A 16,944-nucleotide genomic window follows, 5' to 3' on the forward strand; every position below is an offset into this window, starting at 1 on the left:
CTTAGTGCGGTCTGTTGCCCTCCCGACACGGAGAGGGGGTATTTAGTTCCCTCTCCCCTTGGGAGAGGGTTAGGGTGAGGGGAAAACTACCCCTCCGGCTTAAACTGCGGGTTCGCCAGCATAAATCCGCCGTCAACGATAAAGGATTGCCCCGTCGTGTAGCTGGCGTCGCTGTCGCACAGCCACGCCACCAGGCTGGCGATCTCTTTGGTATGCCCCGGCCTTGCCAGCGGGATTTCCGGCATTGAGCCTTCTTTCACTTCGCTATCATCCATGTCGTTCATCGGCGTGGCAATCGCACCGGGCGCAACGGCGTTCACCAGAATCTTGTGCTTAACCAGCTCCAGCGCCATGGATTTGGTTAAGCCACCCAGCGCATGTTTTGCGGCGGTATAGGCGCTGGCGTCAGGCAGCGGCGTGTGCTCATGCACCGAGGTAATGTTCACAATTCGCCCCCCTTCCCCCTGCTTCACCATCTGCCGCGCGGCAATCTGCGAACAGAGAAACGCGCCGTCCACGTCAACGGTGAAAATGTTCCGCCAGTCGTCAAACGGCATCTCAAGGAATGGCGCTTTGGTCATCGCCCCGGCATTGTTGACCAGTACATCTAGCCGACCGAAACGCGCAATCAGCGTATCAATGGCCTTTGCGCCGTCCGGCAACGTGCTCAGATCAAGCTGGATGGCCTCTGCACGTTGCCCCCTCGCCTCAACCTCGCGACAGGTTTCCCGCGCGCCGCTTTCATCGGAATGCCATGTCACACCGACATCAAACCCGCGTTCTGCCAGCATCAGCGCGGTGGTTTTACCGATACCGGAATCCGATGCCGTCACAATTGCTACTCGGGTCATACTCACCTCCTGAAAAAGTGCAAAGAGGTAAGTATAGATAATCACCCTTTTTAGCTGTGATGATAGCCACCACCCAGCGCGGACGTCAGCTGTAGCGTGGCATCCACGTACTGCCCTTTCAGGGTTAGCGTAGCGATATGTTCCTTGAGTGCCGGAATTTTGGCCTCGCTGACGCGGGAACCGGCAATAATCCCGGCGCTAAAGCGCGCCTGTGCCAGTGCCACCACGCGCGCAGCATCTTTCTCGACCTGCTGCTGTTGCTGGTTTTTGGCGGTCAGGGTTTCAACTTCACTGGCCGTGCGCGCCACCTGGTTAACGGCATCGACCACCGCTTTGTTGTAGTTCGCCACCGAAAGATTGTTCTGCGCCTGGGCGATATCCAGATTCGCATTCAGCCTGCCGCTGTCGAAGATCGGCAGCGTCAGCCCCGCGGTGACACCCATTTGCTGGGCAGAGGAACGGAACAGATCGCTCAGATGCAGGGCATCCTGCTGCAGGAATGCCATCAGGTTCACGTCGGGATAGAAGGCGGCTTTGGCGGCATCCACTTCGCTCAGGGAAGCTTCAATGTACCAGTGCGCCTCCTGCAGATCAGGGCGGCGAGCCAGCAGTTCGTATCCCAGCGTGGCGGGCAACGCCGCTTCCGCTGTTGGTAAAGCATGGCGAGTCAGCTTCATCGAGGAGGTATTGGTCAGGGCCTGCAGACGTGCCTCAACGGCTTTCATTTTGCCTTTTACCCCGGCAAGCTGCTCTTCGGTTTTGCTGGCATTGATATCGGTTTCAACACCTTCTACGGAGGAGGTGATCCCGTGCTGATAAAGCTCGCGGTCGGCACCGATGATATTTTCCTGCTCGTGTTTAATCTCTGCGAGAACGTCCCCCACCGCGGCCTGGGTCTGCCACTCCCAGTAAAGCCGCGCGACGCTGCTGGCCAACAGCTGACGCGTCTGCTCCATCTCGGCTTTCTGGGCGTTGACCTTGCCGACGCGGGCTTCAACCTGCGCGCGGTTTTTGCCCCACAAATCGAGATCCCAGCCCGCTGTCAGGCCAAATGTTCCGTTGGTGTACCACGGCCCGGTCGTACCCGCAGCCGGATCGGTAATGGCGAAAGGTCCCATCAACCCTTCCGCAGACATTTTTTGCCGTTCCGCATCGGCTGAAAAATCAATCTGTGGGCCATCTGCCGCCATGGTGGCTTTCGCCTGCGCTTCCGCGAGCGTAATACGCTGTCGGGCGATTTGCATATCCGGCGCATCATTTAGCGCCTTCGCGATCAGCGAATTAAGCTGCGGATCGTTATAGTCTTTCCACCATTCGTTTTTCGGCCAGTTGGTTCGACTTAGCTGTGTATTCACCGATACCGCAGTGGCTTGCGCTTTAATTGGCGACACGCTGGCATGTTCCGGCGCGCAGGCAGCCAGCATGAAGACAAGAGGGGCACTCAGAGATAAAATAAGAGAACGTTTCATTACGCCATAACTCAAAAAATTAAAGGCGCAAATTACGCTTGATGCCATTCTGTTTTTTAGTAACGCGTGGCAATCTGCAAATTGTCATACATTTTCATATTCGGCAATTTATTCCCAATCACAATGAATAAATTCAACATATTCATACCAATTATGAATTGACTGCTACACTTATTCAGTGTCATACACGGGCAGGAGAAGGGAATGAAAATATTACTGTGGGTTATTTTAATTATATTTTTGATAGGGCTGTTAGTGGTTACCGGCGTATTCAAAATGATTTTCTGATCTATTTGCCCGGCACTGCGCCGGGCGATGTTATTCTTTTCAGGCTTTCAGCGATGCCCCCTTCGTGGCAATCACTTCTTTATACCAGTAAAAACTCTTTTTGCGGCTGCGGGCCAGGGTGCCCTTACCGCTATCGTCGCGGTCCACGTAAATAAAGCCGTAGCGCTTGGACAGTTCTGCTTTGGACGCGCTCACCAGATCGATCGGCCCCCAGCTGGTGTAACCCATCACCTCGACGCCGTCGTCAATGGCTTCACGCACCTGCACCAGGTGGTCATTAAGGTAGCTAATGCGGTAGTCGTCCTGCACCACGCCGTCGGCGTCCGGTTTGTCCTTCGCGCCAAGGCCGTTTTCTACAATAAACAAGGGCTTCTGATAGCGATCCCAGAGTACGTTCAGCAGCGTGCGCAGGCCCACCGGGTCAATCTGCCAGCCCCACTCGGAGCTTGCCAGATGCGGGTTTGGCACCATGCTCAGGATGTTGCCCCGCGCCTGCTTGTTCAACTCTTCATCGGTTGTCACGCAGCCAGTCATGTAATAGCTGAACGAGATAAAATCGACGGTGGATTTCAGCGCCTCACGGTCGGCGTCGGTGATATCAATCTGGATGCCGCTGTCGCGAAAGAAGCGCAGCATATAGCCTGGGTACGCCCCGCGGCACTGCACGTCGCCAAAGAACTGCCAGGCGCGGTTCTCCTGCAGCGCTTCCAGCACGTCTTCCGGCCTGCAGGTCAGCGGGTACATCAGGCCGCCCAGCAGCATGTTGCCAATTTTTGCATCCGGGATAATCTCGTGGCAGGCTTTCACCGCCAGCGCGCTGGCCACCAGCTGATGGTGGATCGCCTGATACACTTCCCCTTTGCTGCTGGTTTCCGGCAGGCCCACGCCGGTCATCGGCGCATGCAGGGACATATTGATTTCGTTGAAGGTCAGCCACAGCTTCACCTTCTCCCTGTAGCGCGCAAACACGGTGCGGGCGTAGCGCTCAAAGAAGGTAATCGTCTGACGGCTGCCCCAGCCGCCGTACTGCTTCACCAGCCCCCACGGCATCTCATAGTGCGACAGCGTGACCAGCGGGGTGATGTCGTGCGCAGCCAGCTCGTCAAACAGCCGGTCGTAAAACGCCAGACCCGCTTCGTTTGGCGCCTGCTCGTCGCCGTTCGGGAAGATACGCGTCCAGGCAATGGAGACGCGCAGGCAGCTAAAGCCCATTTCGGCAAAGAGTTTGATGTCTTCCGGGTAGCGGTGATAAAAGTCGATAGCGACATCCTTAATGCCGCTGTCGCCCGCCACGCGCTCCACCACCGGGCCAAACACCCCCTGCGGCTGGACGTCTGAGGTGGAGAGCCCTTTTCCATCCTCCAGATACGCGCCTTCTACCTGATTCGCGGCAACTGCGCCGCCCCATAAAAAATCATCCGGGAAAGTCTTCATCACGTTCTCCTGTTATTGATGGCTTACGCTGAGTAACGGCGCACCGGCGTTAACGGACGTTGCCGCCACGGTCGCCACCTCGCGATACTCGTCGCTGTTACTGATAATGATCGGCGTCGCCAGGTCGTATCCGGCATCGATAATCGCCTGACGATCAAACTCCAGCATCAGGTCGCCAGGCTGCACCCTGTCGCCCACCTTCACGTGGGCGGTAAACGGTTTACCATCGAGCTTCACGGTGTCGATGCCCACGTGGATCAACACTTCAATACCGCTGTCGCTGAGCAGGCCAATGGCGTGTTTGGTCTGGAAAAGAGAGGCAACAACGCCCGCAAACGGAGCAACCACCCTGTTGTCGGAGGGAATGATGGCAGCACCGCTGCCCAGCAGGCCGCTGGCAAAGGTGGTATCGGGCACCTGATCGAGCGCCAGCACGGTACCAGTCATCGGTGCCAGCACATCGTTTTCACCCGCTGGCGCAACCACCTCAGGCGCTGAGCGTGCTGGCATGCCCGCCACCAGCGTGAGGACGCAGCTCAGCACCAGCGCCACCACGGTGCCGATAATGCCGCCCCACAGCGTGGCATCTACCCCACCCGGCGGGATCATCTGGGCGATGGTAAAGACGTTGGCAAAGCCGAAGGAGTACACGTGGGTGTCGCTGAAGCCGACAATCGCGCCGCCGATTGCCCCCGCCACGCAGCCGAAAATAAAGGGTCTGCGCAGCGGCAGGTTAACGCCATAGACCGCCGGTTCGGTGATGCCGAAAATCCCCGCCGTCACGGACGACCCGGCCAGCATTTTCTGACGCGCATCGCGGGTGCGCAGGAAAATCCCCAGCGCCGCGCCGACCTGGCCGAACACCGCAGGCAGCAGCATCGGCAGCATGGAATCATGCCCCAGCACCGCCAGGTTGTTGATCATCAGCGGCACCAGCCCCCAGTGCAGGCCGAAGATGACGCAGACCTGCCACAGCGCGCCCATCGCCGCGCCCGCCAGCCACGGTGCCAGGACGTAAATCCACTGGTAGCCGTTGGCCAGCAGCTGGCTGAGCCAGGTTGCCAGCGGGCCAATCACCAGGAAGGTCAGCGGCACGGTCACGCCTAAGCAGATCAGCGGCGCGAAGAAGTTTTTCATTGAGGATGGCAGCAGCCTGGTGCTCTGTTTTTCCAGCCAGCAGCTGACCCACGAGGCAAGAATGATGGGGATCACCGACGAGCTGTAGTTGAACCAGGTCACGGGGATGCCGAGAAACGCCTCGGAAACCGCCCCTGGCTGCTGGCTGGCGTTAAACGCCGCAATCATCATCGGGTGGGTGAGCGCCCCACCGATCACCATGGTAATAAAGGGGTTGCCGCCGAATTTCTTGCCCGCGGTATAGCCCAGCACCAGCGGGAAGAAGAAGAACAGCGCGTCGCTGGCCGCGAACCAGATTTTATAGGTGCCGCTTTCAGGGGTGAGCCAGCCGCAGACAACCGCCAGCGCCAGCAGCCCTTTCAGAATACCGGAGGCTGCCAGAATGCCGATAAACGGGGTGAAAATCCCGGAGACGATGTCGATCAGGCGGCCCAGCAGGTTGCCCTTGTCGCCCTTCTCTTCCACGGCTGGCGCATCGTCAGTGAGCCCGGCCTCTTTGCGCACCGCCTGCCAGACGTCATGCACGTGGTTGCCAATCACCACCTGGAACTGGCCGCCGCTTTCGACCACCATAATCACGCCCGGATTTTTCTTCAGCCCTTCGGCATCCGCTTTCTGGTTATCTTTCAGTTTAAAGCGAAGCCGGGTCGCGCAGTGGACAAGGCTGACAATGTTCTCTTTTCCGCCAACGTGGCCGAGAATATCCGTCGCTAAAGCCTGGTATTCCATCTCGATTTCCTTACATCCGATGCCCGCAGGCACCTGTTGACTGAGTATAAAAATAAAAAAACCCGAGGGCGTCCTCCTTGCGAAGGCCGCGCTCAGGTTTTGCCTGCGTTATGCAGTAACAATCCAGATTTGAGGCTTAACGCCCCTCTTTTCTCACCCGTTCAATATGAATGGCGAGGAACATAATTTCTTCGGTCGTCAGCTCGCGCTGATAGCTTTTGTTCAGGTGCTGCGCGATTTTCTCGGCGCATTTCCACGCTTTCGCGTAGTTGTCCTTTACCGCGGTATGCAGCGAGACATCGTCATCGTCCACCACGGTGCGGGTCAGCATCCGCTGGGCAAAAAACTTCAGATGCGTGACAAAACGCTGATAGCTGAGCGACTCTTCGTCGTACTCCAGCTGCAGCTGATACTTCACCAGCTGCAGGATCTCCTGCATCACCCTTGTCACGTGCATCACTTCCGGCATTTCGCTGTTCAGCTGCGCGGTGACCAGATGCAGCGCGATAAACCCCGCTTCGTCCTCAGCCAGCTCGACGTTCAGGCGTTTGGCGATAATGGCCCTCGCCTCCTGCCCCAGCTCAAACTCCTTCGGATAGAGGCGCTTGATGTCCCACAGCAGCACGTTTTTGATCGCCAGACCTTTCTTCTGGCGCTCAATCGCGAAGTAGCAGTGATCGGTCAGGGTGATATACAAACTTTCCTGCAATTTCCCCAGCCGCTGCGCCGCCAGCCCGATGATGCGGTCGCAGGTGGTCATCACCTCCAGCGGGATCTGGCTCAGCAGCTCACCGAGACGCTGCACCAGCTCATCGCTCTGTAATGCAAACACCTTTTCAATCAGCGCGGTATCCAGCGCGTCACCCACGCGCCTCTGAAAGGCCAGCCCGCGGCCCATCACCACCTGTTCGCGCCCGCGCTCATCCTGAACAACCACCACGTTATTATTGAGTATCTTGGCGATTTTCATCGGAACCCCAGAAACAAAAAAACCTGACCTCCGGCAGAAGCCAGAAAATCAGGTTTTGCCTGCCGAAGCAGTAACAATCCAGTTCTGGCACTCTATCAGTTTCATTCGTAGCCTCAATGCATCACGGGTAAAAAACGTGATGCAGATCGACATTGCTAGAACGTCACGACGGTTTTCAGCTCCGTTACCCAGGCATCCTGCGTCCGGGATACGCCGCCCGGATGGTGCCAGTACTGAATGCCCGGCTGCAGCTCCAGCCACGACACCGGACGGAAGCGATAGTAAAACTCACCGTTCAGGGAGTGGCCCGGTACCGGGTGATACGCCGGATCGTTATAGTCCGACACGCCGCTCAGGCTGTTCATATAGCGCTGGTTGCGGGCGTACTGGCTGCTCATATCAATCCAGGTTAGCCCGAAGCCAATCCAGTCTTCCGGCCGGGCGTCAAACAGCCCGCGGTAGCGCAGCGAGGCGGCATACACCTGATGCATGTAATTGCTGCGCTGATCCGCAAGACTCATGCTGACCGAGGTGCTCAACCCGCGATTCGGATCGTCCTTGTGCTGCGTAATCTGCTGGTTAAGCCCGGCGTACATAAACCACGTGCGGTTATGCTTCTCGTAACCGTCCGGATCGCTCGCCCCAGCCCCGCCGGATTTTCCGCGGTAGAGATCGGTTTGCGGCGCGTTGGTAAACACCACACCGAGGTTATAAGCGCCCGGCAGACCGTTAATCAGTGGACGCGCTTCGATTTCGACCGGGAGCAAGACCCCTTTGCTGCCCTTCGTCGACCAGCTCCACGCGTGGCTGCGGCTGGAGGCGTCCGGGTTTTGCTCCATCACGCCGCCTTTTAAGGTGACAGCTGGCGTGAGTTTATACTCCAGCGTGGTGCCCCAGGTGTGAACGTTCCAGTTGTTCCAGGTCAGCGAGTTGGCCGATTTCCCGCCGCACTGGGAGAGCAGCTGAAAGTCGCACGGGATGATCTGGTCGAAGGTTTGCACCTTGTTCATCATGCCGATACGCCAGGTGAGGCGTCGGTCATCAAAGCTGCGGGCAAACGTCAGCCAGCCCAGACGGGTAATGGATTGCCCACCCCAGCTCTCCTGGGTCAAATCGTTGAAGTTCACGCGCGGATCCTGCACGCGTTTGGTGGTGAGATCGTCGTTGTGGTTACGGTTGACGATGTTCCCCTCGATACGCGCATCCGGGATGCCCGTCCAGCGCTCCAGATCCTGGTTGAAGGTCAGCGCGAACTGGTCAATATAGGCCACGTGGGAGTCGTGGTTATATCCGCCACCGCCGTTCCAGCCAATTTCATTCAGGTATCCGAGGTTATAGGTAAAACCGTTATCGTTAAGGATTTTACGTATGCCGAGCATTTCACCCAGAACAGGCTCCGGCGGGGCTTCAAACCCTAATACTGTTCCATTCCACTCCTGCGCCATTGTTAAAGGCGATATCATCAATAAAGCGAGGGCATAGAGATTATTTTTATTTGTCATAATAGCAACCTGTAGCTGAGTATTAGTGCGTAACCGTTCGCAGGAAATTTTTCTATTTCCCGTCGTGTTTTAATTATTCGTTCCAGCAAAAAGCGTTAGGCCAAATGGTTCTCCTGCGTGAATGACAGGCAAAAAAAAACCTAAGCGCTCCACAGCGGTTAATGCTGTGAAACGCTTAGGTTTTGCCTGTTAACCAGTAACAATCCTGCGTTGAAAACAGTGGCACCTTAACACCGTCGCGCCACCTTGAAAACCTGCATCGTTTTATATTTTAAAAAAGTGTGAGCAAATTAACGCTTATTATTTTGACTGGATCACGCGCGCAATATCCGCAGAGGTCTGTAGCGTACGGATTTCCTGAAATAAACCTAACGCTTCGCTATATTCCTTGCGCAAATAACTGAGCCACTGCTTAATACGCGCAACGTGATACAATCCGGTGTCGCCCTGCTTTTCCAGACGGCTGTATTTTTGCAGCAGCGTGACCACGTCTGCCCACGGCATACGCGGTTCATTATATTTCACCACCCGGCTGAGGTTCGGCACGTTCAGCGCGCCGCGGCCTATCATCACCGCATCGCAGCCCGTCTCCTTCATGCACGCCTGCGCGCTCTCGTAGTCCCAGATTTCGCCGTTGGCGATAACCGGAATGCTGAGGCGTTTGCGGATCTCGCCGATTGCCTGCCAGTTAATGCGGTCCGCTTTATAGCCGTCTTCTTTAGTACGCCCGTGCACCACCAGCTCGGTGGCACCGGCCTGCTGCACCGCATCGGCAATTTCAAACTGGCGCGCGTCGCTGTCCCAGCCCAGGCGCACTTTTACCGTCACCGGCAGATGCGACGGCACAGCCTCACGCATCGCCTTCGCGCCGCGATAAATGAGTTCAGGATCTTTCAGCAACGTCGCCCCGCCCCCGCTGCCGTTCACCATCTTCGACGGACAGCCGCAGTTGAGATCGACGCCGTAAGAGCCCAGCTCAACCGCACGGGCGGCGTTCTCCGCCAGCCATTCAGGGTACTGCCCCAGCAGCTGAATACGCACCAGCGTACCGGAGGTCGTCCGGCTCTGGTTGTGCAGCTCGGGGCACAGACGGTAGAAGGATTTTACCGGCAACAACATATCGACCACGCGCAAAAACTCCGTCACGCAGAGATCGTAATCGTTCACCTCGGTCAGAAGCTCGCGCACGAGAGAGTCGAGCACGCCTTCCATAGGGGCCAGTAAAACACGCATAGCAGTACCTGTGAAAAAAGACGCGCTATAGTAGCTGCTCTCTATATCGCTGGGAAGCGCTTCTGTTCAGGGAGAAAGTCAGCTGGCGTTGCCCCCACAACAGCACGAAACGCCTCCGCAAATGCCGCCGGGCCGGAAAATCCCAGCATCCAGGCCACCTGCTTAACCGGGTATCCGTTTGCGAGCAGGTCCAGCGAGGCACAAATCCTTGCGCGCTGTCGCCAGGCCCGGAAGCTAAAGCCGGTATCTTTGATAAACGCGCGTGAAAATGTGCGTTCAGACATAGCGGCCTGTTCCGCCAGCCTTTCCATAGAAACACCCCACAGATTGTTGGCAATAATGTCACAGGCAACACGATGTAACCGTTCATCAATGGGCATCGGTAATTCGGCCGAGATCTGCTGCGTCTCACTCAAAATGTCGAGCAGCAAAACAGCCATGCTTCGCTGACTTGCCGGTCGGTATTCCGAACTGAACAGTCCAGCAATCAACTCTTTGAACAACGCAGTCGCCTTAATTACGTGGATCTCTTCTTTTCGCTTAAACGGTTTGCATTGCGTTATTAATTCCGGGCTAAACCAGACCGCGCGGAGTTCTGTTGCGGATAACACGCTGTAGGTGTGTTCCTGAAAGGGAGGGATCCACAGCGCACGCTGTGGCGGTATTACCCAGCGTTTGCTGCCGGTTTCGACCAGCATGACGCCTTTGATGGCAAACAAAAGTTGACCTTGTGAATGCTGGTGGGGCGGATCCACTTCGCCGCGCGTATAGCTAATCGCCCCTCTGGACCATCCGATGGCATCGTCGTGAATTGGCGTTTTATCGATAACGGTTGGCATTTCACATTCCTCCCTACCTCTTATGATGCTGCTTGTACACGTAACCGGAGAGAGAAGCAATGCACATTCATTTTATCATTCATGAACATTTCGAAGCGCCAGGCGCCTATGAAATCTGGGGGAAAAGCCGCGGCTGTAGTCTGACCTACACCCGGGTTTATCAGGATGAGCCTTTACCTCAGGATCTGGAGAGCACTGACCTGCTTATCATTATGGGAGGCCCGCAATCACCTGCCACCACGCTTAAGGAGTGCCCCTGGTTTGATGCGCAAGCGGAAATGCGACTCATCGGCCGCGCAATAGAGGCGGGTAAAACGGTGATTGGCGTTTGCCTGGGCTCGCAGCTTATCGGTGAAGCGCTGGGCGCAGCGTTTTGCCACAGCCCGGAAAAAGAGATCGGTAAATTTCCCGTCAGGCTCACGGATGCAGGCCAGGCGAACCCGCTTTTTGAGGATTTTGGCAGTGGGCTGGACGTCGGTCACTGGCATAACGACATGCCAGGTTTGACGCCACAGGCAAAGGTACTCGCTTACAGCGAGGGCTGTCCTCGTCAGATCGTGCAGTACGGCGAACGGGTTTACGGTTTTCAGTGCCATATGGAACTGACGCCGGACGTTGTAGAGCTGCTGATTGAGCATTCGCAGAACGACCTCCGCCGTGCGGGAGAATTTCGTTTTGTCGAAACGGCTGAAAAATTACGCTCGCATGATTATCGTGAAATGAATCAAGTGCTGTTTTCTTTTCTGGATAGACTCACCGCCCAACGCAATGCCTGACTCAGAGGCATTTCTCTGGCCCGTCACTTCGCCACTGTAATTCCTTTCCTCTAAACTGTAGCCTGTCCCTGTGCGGTGATACCAGACGTTCCATTCTGGAATGTCTGGTATGCTCAAATTTCATGATGTGATCCGTGGCACATTTCTGGGTTTAATTGTATGATGAATGAGTTTCATCAAGGACTTTCACCATGAGCAAATCACTGAATACAATCTGGCAGTATCTGCGCGCATTCGTCCTGATTTACGCCTGCCTGTACGCCGGGATTTTCATCGCCTCGCTGCTGCCGATCGTCATTCCCGGCAGCATTATCGGGATGCTGATCCTGTTTGTGCTGCTGGCGTTACAGGTGCTGCCCGCGAAGTGGGTCAATCCTGGCTGCTTCGTCCTTATCCGCTACATGGCACTGCTTTTTGTGCCCATCGGCGTAGGTGTCATGCAATATTACGACGTGCTCAAAGCGCAGTTCGGCCCGATTGTCGTCTCCTGTGCGGTCAGTACGCTGGTGGTGTTCCTGGTGGTGAGCTGGAGTTCGCACATCGTGCATGGCGAACGTAAAGTGGTCGGGGAGAAAACAAAAAAATGATGGCCAATATCTGGTGGTCGCTGCCGTTAACCCTGGCGGTGTTCTTCGCTGCACGTAAACTTGCCGTACGCTTCAAAATGCCATTGCTCAACCCGCTGCTGGTGGCGATGGTGGTGATTATTCCGTTCCTGCTGCTCACTGGCATTCCCTACGAACGCTACTTCGCAGGAAGCAAAATTTTAAACGATCTGCTGCAGCCTGCCGTTGTCGCGCTGGCGTTTCCTTTATATGAACAGTTGCACCAGATCCGCGCCCGCTGGAAGTCCATCATCACCATCTGCTTTATCGGTAGCCTGGTGGCGATGATCACCGGCACCTCGGTGGCCCTGTTAATGGGCGCCTCTCCGCAGATTGCCGCCTCTATTCTGCCGAAGTCCGTCACCACACCGATTGCGATGGCCGTGGGCGGCAGCATCGGTGGCATTCCGGCCATCAGTGCGATGTGTGTGATTTTCGTCGGGATCCTGGGCGCGGTGTTTGGCCATACCCTGCTGAATCTGATGAAGATCCGCACCAAAGCTGCACGTGGTCTGGCGATGGGGACTGCGTCTCACGCCCTGGGCACCGCGCGCTGCGCCGAAGTGGACTATCAGGAAGGGGCGTTTAGCTCGCTGGCGCTGGTGATCTGTGGGATTATCACCTCCCTGATTGCACCCTTTGTCTTCCCGATTATTCTGGCGGTGATGGGCTAAAATTTGCGATGCGTCGCGCAATTTTCATTTTGTTTTCATAAGTTGCATACATAATGAGAAGTGGATCACATATAAAGCCCCAACGGCTCCGTACACTACCGATCCATTAACCTTTATGAGGCAAACGCCATGCACCCACGTTTTCAAGCTGCTTTCGCCCAGCTTGCAGAGAATTTGCAATCAGCCCTGGCTCCGGTTCTGGCGGATGCGCATTTCCCCGCCCTGCTGACGACGGAGCAGGTCACGACGCTGAAACAGGCAACGGGACTGGATGAAGACGCGCTGGCTTTCGCACTGCTGCCCCTGGCTGCTGCCTGCGCGCGTGCCGACCTTTCCCACTTCAACGTCGGCGCCATTGCACGCGGCGTAAGCGGAACCTGGTACTTCGGCGGCAACATGGAGTTCCTCGGTGCGACCATGCAGCAGACCGTTCACGCCGAGCAAAGCGCCATCAGCCACGCCTGGCTGCGCGGTGAAAAAGCGTTGAGCGCCATCACCGTTAACTACACCCCTTGCGGTCACTGCCGTCAGTTTATGAACGAGCTGAACAGCGGGCTGCAGTTGCGCATTAACCTGCCGGGCCGCGCGCCGCATACGCTGGGGGATTACCTGCCGGACGCCTTCGGTCCAAAAGATCTCGAGATTAAAACGCTGCTGATGGACGAGCAGGATCACGGTTTCGCCCTGTCCGGCGATGACCTGAGCGAAGCAGCCATTCGTGCGGCGAACAAGAGCCATACGCCGTACAGTCATTCGCCAAGCGGCGTGGCGCTGCAGTGCCGTGATGGCCGCATCTTTACCGGCAGCTATGCGGAGAACGCCGCGTTCAACCCGACGCTGCCTCCGCTGCAGGGCGCACTTAATCTGCTGAGCCTGAACGGCTATGACTATCCGGACATTCAGCGCGCCATTCTGGCAGAAAAAGCCGATGCGCCGCTGATTCAGTGGGACGCTACCGCCGCGACGCTGAAAGCGCTGGGCTGCACCACAATCGACCGCGTACTGCTTGCCTGAACCTTCCGGCGGGCAGAAATGCCCGCCAGTTTGCTGAAAAAGCCCTCAGTTGATTCACCGTTTCTTGCGCTAACCAGGCGGGTACAGTAGCCTGAGTGAACTTTCATCCACGAACGAGCCATCTCCATGTTAAAGCGCGTTTTTTACAGCCTGTCTGTCCTGGTCGGCATACTGCTGTTGATCGTGCTCGGTCTCGACCGCTGGATGAGCTGGAAAACCGCCCCCTACATTTTTGACGACCTCCAGGATCTTCCCTACCGTCAGGTTGGCGTGGTGCTCGGCACCGCCAAGTATTACCGCACCGGCGTGATCAACCAGTATTACCGCTACCGCATACAGGGTGCGCTGAACGCCTATAACAGCGGCAAGGTGAATTACCTGCTGCTGAGCGGCGATAACGCCCTGCAAAGCTACAACGAACCGGTGACGATGCGTAAGGACCTGATTGCCGCAGGCGTCGATCCTGCCGATATCGTGCTCGACTACGCCGGGTTCCGCACCCTGGACTCCATCGTGCGCACCCGCAAGGTGTTCGACACTAACGATTTCATCATCATCACCCAGCGCTTCCACTGCGAGCGCGCGCTGTTTATTGCGCTGCATATGGGTATCCAGGCTCAGTGCTACGCCGTGCCGTCGCCAAAAGACATGCTGAGCGTGCGCGTGCGCGAGTTCGGTGCCCGCTTTGGCGCATTAGCCGATCTCTACATCTTCAAACGTGAACCGCGCTTTTTAGGCCCGCTGGTGCCGATCCCGGCAATGCACGAAGTGCCAGAAGATGCGCAGGGTTATCCGGCGGTGACGCCAGAACAGCTGCTCGATCTGCAGAAAAAAGAGAAAAAATAGCCTCCGTTTATAGTTTCTTTACGCCGGGTGCCACGCTTTTTATCCCCTCTTTACACCTGACCTTTTACGCTGAGTTCATTGCCGCTACGGCTTCATTGAAGACTGACTATGAACTCGATAATGAACGCGTTTTTCCTGAAAAGTATCCGCCCGTACTTTAATTTCCCGGGTTTATCGCTGCCGACCGCGCTCAATTCCGGCCTCTATCTTGAGGAGAAGCTTGCCACTCTGAAGCAGAGCCTGTCGGTGGAAGTGGCGGATTATCTCGAGCGTTACCCACAAACCAAACACATTGATGTCTGTCTCAACGATATCAACGGCATTATGCGCGGTAAGCGACTTTCCGTAGACAGCATGCTGAGTCTGGAGAAAGGCTGCTATTTTCCTCTCTCGGTCTATTCGATGGATCAAAAAGGGAAAGTCGCCGCGTCACGCGACGATGAGCCAGACCGACTTTGCATGCCGGTTGCCGGTTCCCTCCGTCCCTCTTCGCACGATCCGCTGCATACCGCGCAGATCCTCCTGACGATGAAGGACAGCGACGGGCAACCTTGTCCCCTTGAGCCACGCGTCATATTGCAGAACGTTCTGGCGCGTTTTCATCAGCACGGGCTGTACCCGGTTATGGCACCGGAAATTGAGTTCTACCTGACGGGGCCTGGCACTCAGGAGTTTCAGAATCAGGGCTGCTTTCATATGGATACGTCGTCAGCCCACGCTGCGCTGTTTGACGAGCTGGAACAGCTGGCACACCGGCAGCATATCCCCCTGACCGGAATTGTGGCAGAGGCTGAATCAGGTCAGTTCGAGTTAAACCTGAAACACAGCCATCGGGTCGTGGAGGTATGTGACAATATCCTGGCACTGCGTCGGTTAACGCGGTTTGTCGCTGAAAAGCACGGCCTTCAGGCTAACTTTATGGCCAAGCCGTTCAGCCTCTTGTCCGGCAGCGGACTGCATTTTCATTTCAGCCTGAATGATATTCACGGTGATAACGTATTTGCCTCACCGGCTGATGAACTCAATAGCATGATGCGCTTATGCATCGCAGGTCAGCTGGCGCTGATGCCCGCCTCCATCGCCATTCTGGCCCCCGGCGTTAACGCTTTCCGGCGCCTTCGTAAAAACCTCACAGAGCCATTATTCCACTCATGGGGTTATAACACCCGCACCGCCGCGCTGCGTATCCCCTGCTCTGATGAGAGCAACCGTCGCATTGAGTACCGTCTGGCGGGCGCTGATGCCAACCCGTATCTCGTTGCGGCAACCATCCTGACAGGCATGTTGTACGGTCTGGAAAATTTCGATGAGGATGATTTACCGGAACCGCAGCGTGATGAGCCAGAACTTCCACTGTTCCAGCAGCAGGCAATCGAGGCGTTTTCCCGCTGCCAGTATCTCACCGACAGCTTAGGCGAAGCCTTTTCAGAACAGTGGATAGCCTGCAAGCTTTCTGAACTTGACTGGTTCGAGAGCATTGTCACCGGACAGGAATCCACGCTAGCGTAAAAAAAAGCCCGCTCAATGAGCGGGCCGGATAATGCGAGATGCCATTATTTCTTACGTGCGTATTTCAGTGAGTCCAGCGCAACCGCGAAGATGATGATGGCGCCTTTGATGATGTACTGCCAGTACGGGTTCACACCGATGTAGGTCAGACCGTAGTTGATGACGGTAAAGATAATCACACCGGTGACCACGCCGAGCACGGTACCCACACCGCCGCTGAAGGAGACGCCGCCCACCACGCAGGCCGCAATCGCATCCAGCTCGTACATGAAGCCAAGGTTGTTGGTGGCAGAGCCGATACGGCCCGCTTCCAGCATCCCGCCGAAGGCGTAGAACACACCGGACAGCGCATAAATCATCAGCAGGTTCAGGGCAACGTTAACGCCGGAGACTTTCGCCGCTTCCGGGTTACCGCCGATGGCGAAAATGTTTTTACCAAAGCGGGTTTTGTTCCACAGCACCCAAACGAAGGCCACGGCAATCAGCGCATAGAAGGTGATATAGGACAGGCGGAAGCTGCCCAGCGCGATAAATCCTTGCGTAAAGGTCGAGAAGCCGCTGTCAAAGCCCGAGATTGGCGACGCGCCCACGAAGTCGTAGTACAGGGAGTTGATACCGTAAACGATGATCATCGTACCCAGCGTGGTGATAAATGGCGTCACGTTCAGGTAAGCAATGATGATGCCGTTTATCAGGCCGATCACCGCACCGATGGCGCAGACAATCAGGATCACCACGAAAATCGGCATGGTGGCCATTTCCGGGAACACCTTGTTGGCGTTTTCCATCGACTGCAGCAGGGTTGCCGCAATAACCGCCGCCAGCCCTACCTGACGTCCTGCTGACAGGTCAGTCCCCTGGGTGACAATCAAACCCGCCACGCCCAGCGCGATGATGATACGCACGGAGGACTGAGTCAGAATGTTACTCAAGTTCAGCAGGCTTAAGAACGTAGGGTCCTGGAAGATAATAATGGCCAGTAAGACTAAAAGAACAACGTAAATACCGCCTTCTTTCAGATAAGTGAGAAAACTTTTCTTATTTAACGCACTCATGAGGAGCCCCTGA

Annotated in this window: 14 protein-coding genes and 1 pseudogene; 6 read left to right on the forward strand and 9 right to left on the reverse strand. The window is 56.1% G+C overall.

Annotation, left to right across the window (positions count from 1 at the left end):
* Positions 1–86 precede the first annotated feature (86 nt).
* The 8 genes and pseudogenes from ACTJJA_RS13355 to ACTJJA_RS13390 all read right to left on the reverse strand — a co-directional run bounded on the left by ACTJJA_RS13355 (position 87) and on the right by ACTJJA_RS13390 (position 10,452).
* Entirely contained in the window at positions 87–851 is a 765-nt protein-coding gene (locus tag ACTJJA_RS13355) for an SDR family oxidoreductase (protein WP_089597971.1), read from the reverse strand.
* A gap of 50 nt (positions 852–901) precedes the next feature.
* Complete coding sequence (gene mdtQ, locus ACTJJA_RS13360; RefSeq protein WP_440668435.1) at positions 902–2,320, reverse strand: multidrug resistance outer membrane protein MdtQ; 1,419 nt, start codon at positions 2,318–2,320, stop codon at positions 902–904.
* A gap of 327 nt (positions 2,321–2,647) precedes the next feature.
* Positions 2,648–4,042, reverse strand: a complete 1,395-nt coding sequence (locus ACTJJA_RS13365) for a glycoside hydrolase family 1 protein (RefSeq protein ID WP_089597969.1) — start codon at positions 4,040–4,042, stop codon at positions 2,648–2,650.
* Between the two features lie 12 nt (positions 4,043–4,054).
* Positions 4,055–6,020 (reverse strand): annotated as a pseudogene (gene bglF / locus ACTJJA_RS13370) (PTS beta-glucoside transporter subunit IIABC).
* Positions 6,021–6,044: 24 nt separating this feature from the next.
* On the reverse strand, positions 6,045–6,878 hold the full coding sequence (licT, locus tag ACTJJA_RS13375) for a BglG family transcription antiterminator LicT (RefSeq protein WP_120157823.1): 834 nt from the start codon (positions 6,876–6,878) through the stop codon (positions 6,045–6,047).
* 155 nt (positions 6,879–7,033) lie between these two features.
* Entirely contained in the window at positions 7,034–8,341 is a 1,308-nt protein-coding gene (locus ACTJJA_RS13380) for a carbohydrate porin (protein WP_085928921.1), read from the reverse strand.
* Positions 8,342–8,680: 339 nt separating this feature from the next.
* Entirely contained in the window at positions 8,681–9,613 is a 933-nt protein-coding gene (gene dusC / locus ACTJJA_RS13385) for a tRNA dihydrouridine(16) synthase DusC (RefSeq protein WP_108416591.1), read from the reverse strand.
* Between the two features lie 41 nt (positions 9,614–9,654).
* Entirely contained in the window at positions 9,655–10,452 is a 798-nt protein-coding gene (locus ACTJJA_RS13390) for an AraC family transcriptional regulator (RefSeq protein WP_440668436.1), read from the reverse strand.
* A gap of 59 nt (positions 10,453–10,511) precedes the next feature.
* Here ACTJJA_RS13390 and ACTJJA_RS13395 point away from each other — a divergent pair, with 59 nt between their 5' ends.
* The 6 genes from ACTJJA_RS13395 (at position 10,512) to ACTJJA_RS13420 (ending at position 15,876) form a co-directional block, all read left to right on the forward strand.
* Entirely contained in the window at positions 10,512–11,228 is a 717-nt protein-coding gene (locus tag ACTJJA_RS13395; protein WP_440668437.1) for a type 1 glutamine amidotransferase, read from the forward strand.
* Positions 11,229–11,419: 191 nt separating this feature from the next.
* Positions 11,420–11,815, forward strand: coding sequence for a CidA/LrgA family protein (locus ACTJJA_RS13400; RefSeq protein WP_042715956.1), 396 nt, complete (start codon positions 11,420–11,422; stop codon positions 11,813–11,815).
* Positions 11,812–12,507 (forward strand): CidB/LrgB family autolysis modulator, encoded by a 696-nt coding sequence (locus tag ACTJJA_RS13405; RefSeq protein ID WP_042715955.1) that lies wholly within the window; start codon positions 11,812–11,814, stop codon positions 12,505–12,507. Before ACTJJA_RS13400 ends, ACTJJA_RS13405 begins: the two co-directional genes overlap by 4 nt.
* A gap of 129 nt (positions 12,508–12,636) precedes the next feature.
* Positions 12,637–13,521 carry a cytidine deaminase gene (cdd, locus tag ACTJJA_RS13410; RefSeq protein WP_440668438.1) on the forward strand — a complete coding sequence of 295 codons (885 nt, stop codon included), beginning with the start codon at positions 12,637–12,639 and terminating at the stop codon, positions 13,519–13,521.
* Positions 13,522–13,647: 126 nt separating this feature from the next.
* Positions 13,648–14,367 (forward strand): outer membrane permeability protein SanA, encoded by a 720-nt coding sequence (gene sanA / locus ACTJJA_RS13415; RefSeq protein WP_010433553.1) that lies wholly within the window; start codon positions 13,648–13,650, stop codon positions 14,365–14,367.
* Between the two features lie 120 nt (positions 14,368–14,487).
* Positions 14,488–15,876 carry a glutamine synthetase family protein gene (locus ACTJJA_RS13420; RefSeq protein ID WP_440668439.1) on the forward strand — a complete coding sequence of 463 codons (1,389 nt, stop codon included), beginning with the start codon at positions 14,488–14,490 and terminating at the stop codon, positions 15,874–15,876.
* Positions 15,877–15,920: 44 nt separating this feature from the next.
* Here the strand turns inward: ACTJJA_RS13420 and mglC are convergent, their stop codons facing one another.
* Positions 15,921–16,931 carry a galactose/methyl galactoside ABC transporter permease MglC gene (gene mglC, locus ACTJJA_RS13425; RefSeq protein WP_010433547.1) on the reverse strand — a complete coding sequence of 337 codons (1,011 nt, stop codon included), beginning with the start codon at positions 16,929–16,931 and terminating at the stop codon, positions 15,921–15,923.
* Positions 16,932–16,944 lie beyond the last annotated feature (13 nt).

This window comes from Enterobacter sp. 22452 (genome assembly GCF_052045065.1).
Lineage (GTDB): Bacteria > Pseudomonadota > Gammaproteobacteria > Enterobacterales > Enterobacteriaceae > Enterobacter > Enterobacter mori.

What these genes read in the sequence shown, in the direction of transcription:
- sanA (WP_010433553.1), top strand. Translation starts at nt 13,648, where the DNA reads ATGTTAAAGCGCGTTTTTTACAGCCTGTCTGTCCTGGTCGGCATACTG.
- ACTJJA_RS13365 (WP_089597969.1), bottom strand. Translation starts at nt 4,042, where the DNA reads ATGAAGACTTTCCCGGATGATTTTTTATGGGGCGGCGCAGTTGCCGCG.
- ACTJJA_RS13380 (WP_085928921.1), bottom strand. Translation starts at nt 8,341, where the DNA reads ATGATATCGCCTTTAACAATGGCGCAGGAGTGGAATGGAACAGTATTA.
- ACTJJA_RS13405 (WP_042715955.1), top strand. Translation starts at nt 11,812, where the DNA reads ATGATGGCCAATATCTGGTGGTCGCTGCCGTTAACCCTGGCGGTGTTC.
- cdd (WP_440668438.1), top strand. Translation starts at nt 12,637, where the DNA reads ATGCACCCACGTTTTCAAGCTGCTTTCGCCCAGCTTGCAGAGAATTTG.
- ACTJJA_RS13420 (WP_440668439.1), top strand. Translation starts at nt 14,488, where the DNA reads ATGAACGCGTTTTTCCTGAAAAGTATCCGCCCGTACTTTAATTTCCCG.
- ACTJJA_RS13395 (WP_440668437.1), top strand. Translation starts at nt 10,512, where the DNA reads ATGCACATTCATTTTATCATTCATGAACATTTCGAAGCGCCAGGCGCC.
- licT (WP_120157823.1), bottom strand. Translation starts at nt 6,878, where the DNA reads ATGAAAATCGCCAAGATACTCAATAATAACGTGGTGGTTGTTCAGGAT.
- mdtQ (WP_440668435.1), bottom strand. Translation starts at nt 2,320, where the DNA reads ATGAAACGTTCTCTTATTTTATCTCTGAGTGCCCCTCTTGTCTTCATG.
- ACTJJA_RS13390 (WP_440668436.1), bottom strand. Translation starts at nt 10,452, where the DNA reads ATGCCAACCGTTATCGATAAAACGCCAATTCACGACGATGCCATCGGA.
- ACTJJA_RS13355 (WP_089597971.1), bottom strand. Translation starts at nt 851, where the DNA reads ATGACCCGAGTAGCAATTGTGACGGCATCGGATTCCGGTATCGGTAAA.
- mglC (WP_010433547.1), bottom strand. Translation starts at nt 16,931, where the DNA reads ATGAGTGCGTTAAATAAGAAAAGTTTTCTCACTTATCTGAAAGAAGGC.
- dusC (WP_108416591.1), bottom strand. Translation starts at nt 9,613, where the DNA reads ATGCGTGTTTTACTGGCCCCTATGGAAGGCGTGCTCGACTCTCTCGTG.
- ACTJJA_RS13400 (WP_042715956.1), top strand. Translation starts at nt 11,420, where the DNA reads ATGAGCAAATCACTGAATACAATCTGGCAGTATCTGCGCGCATTCGTC.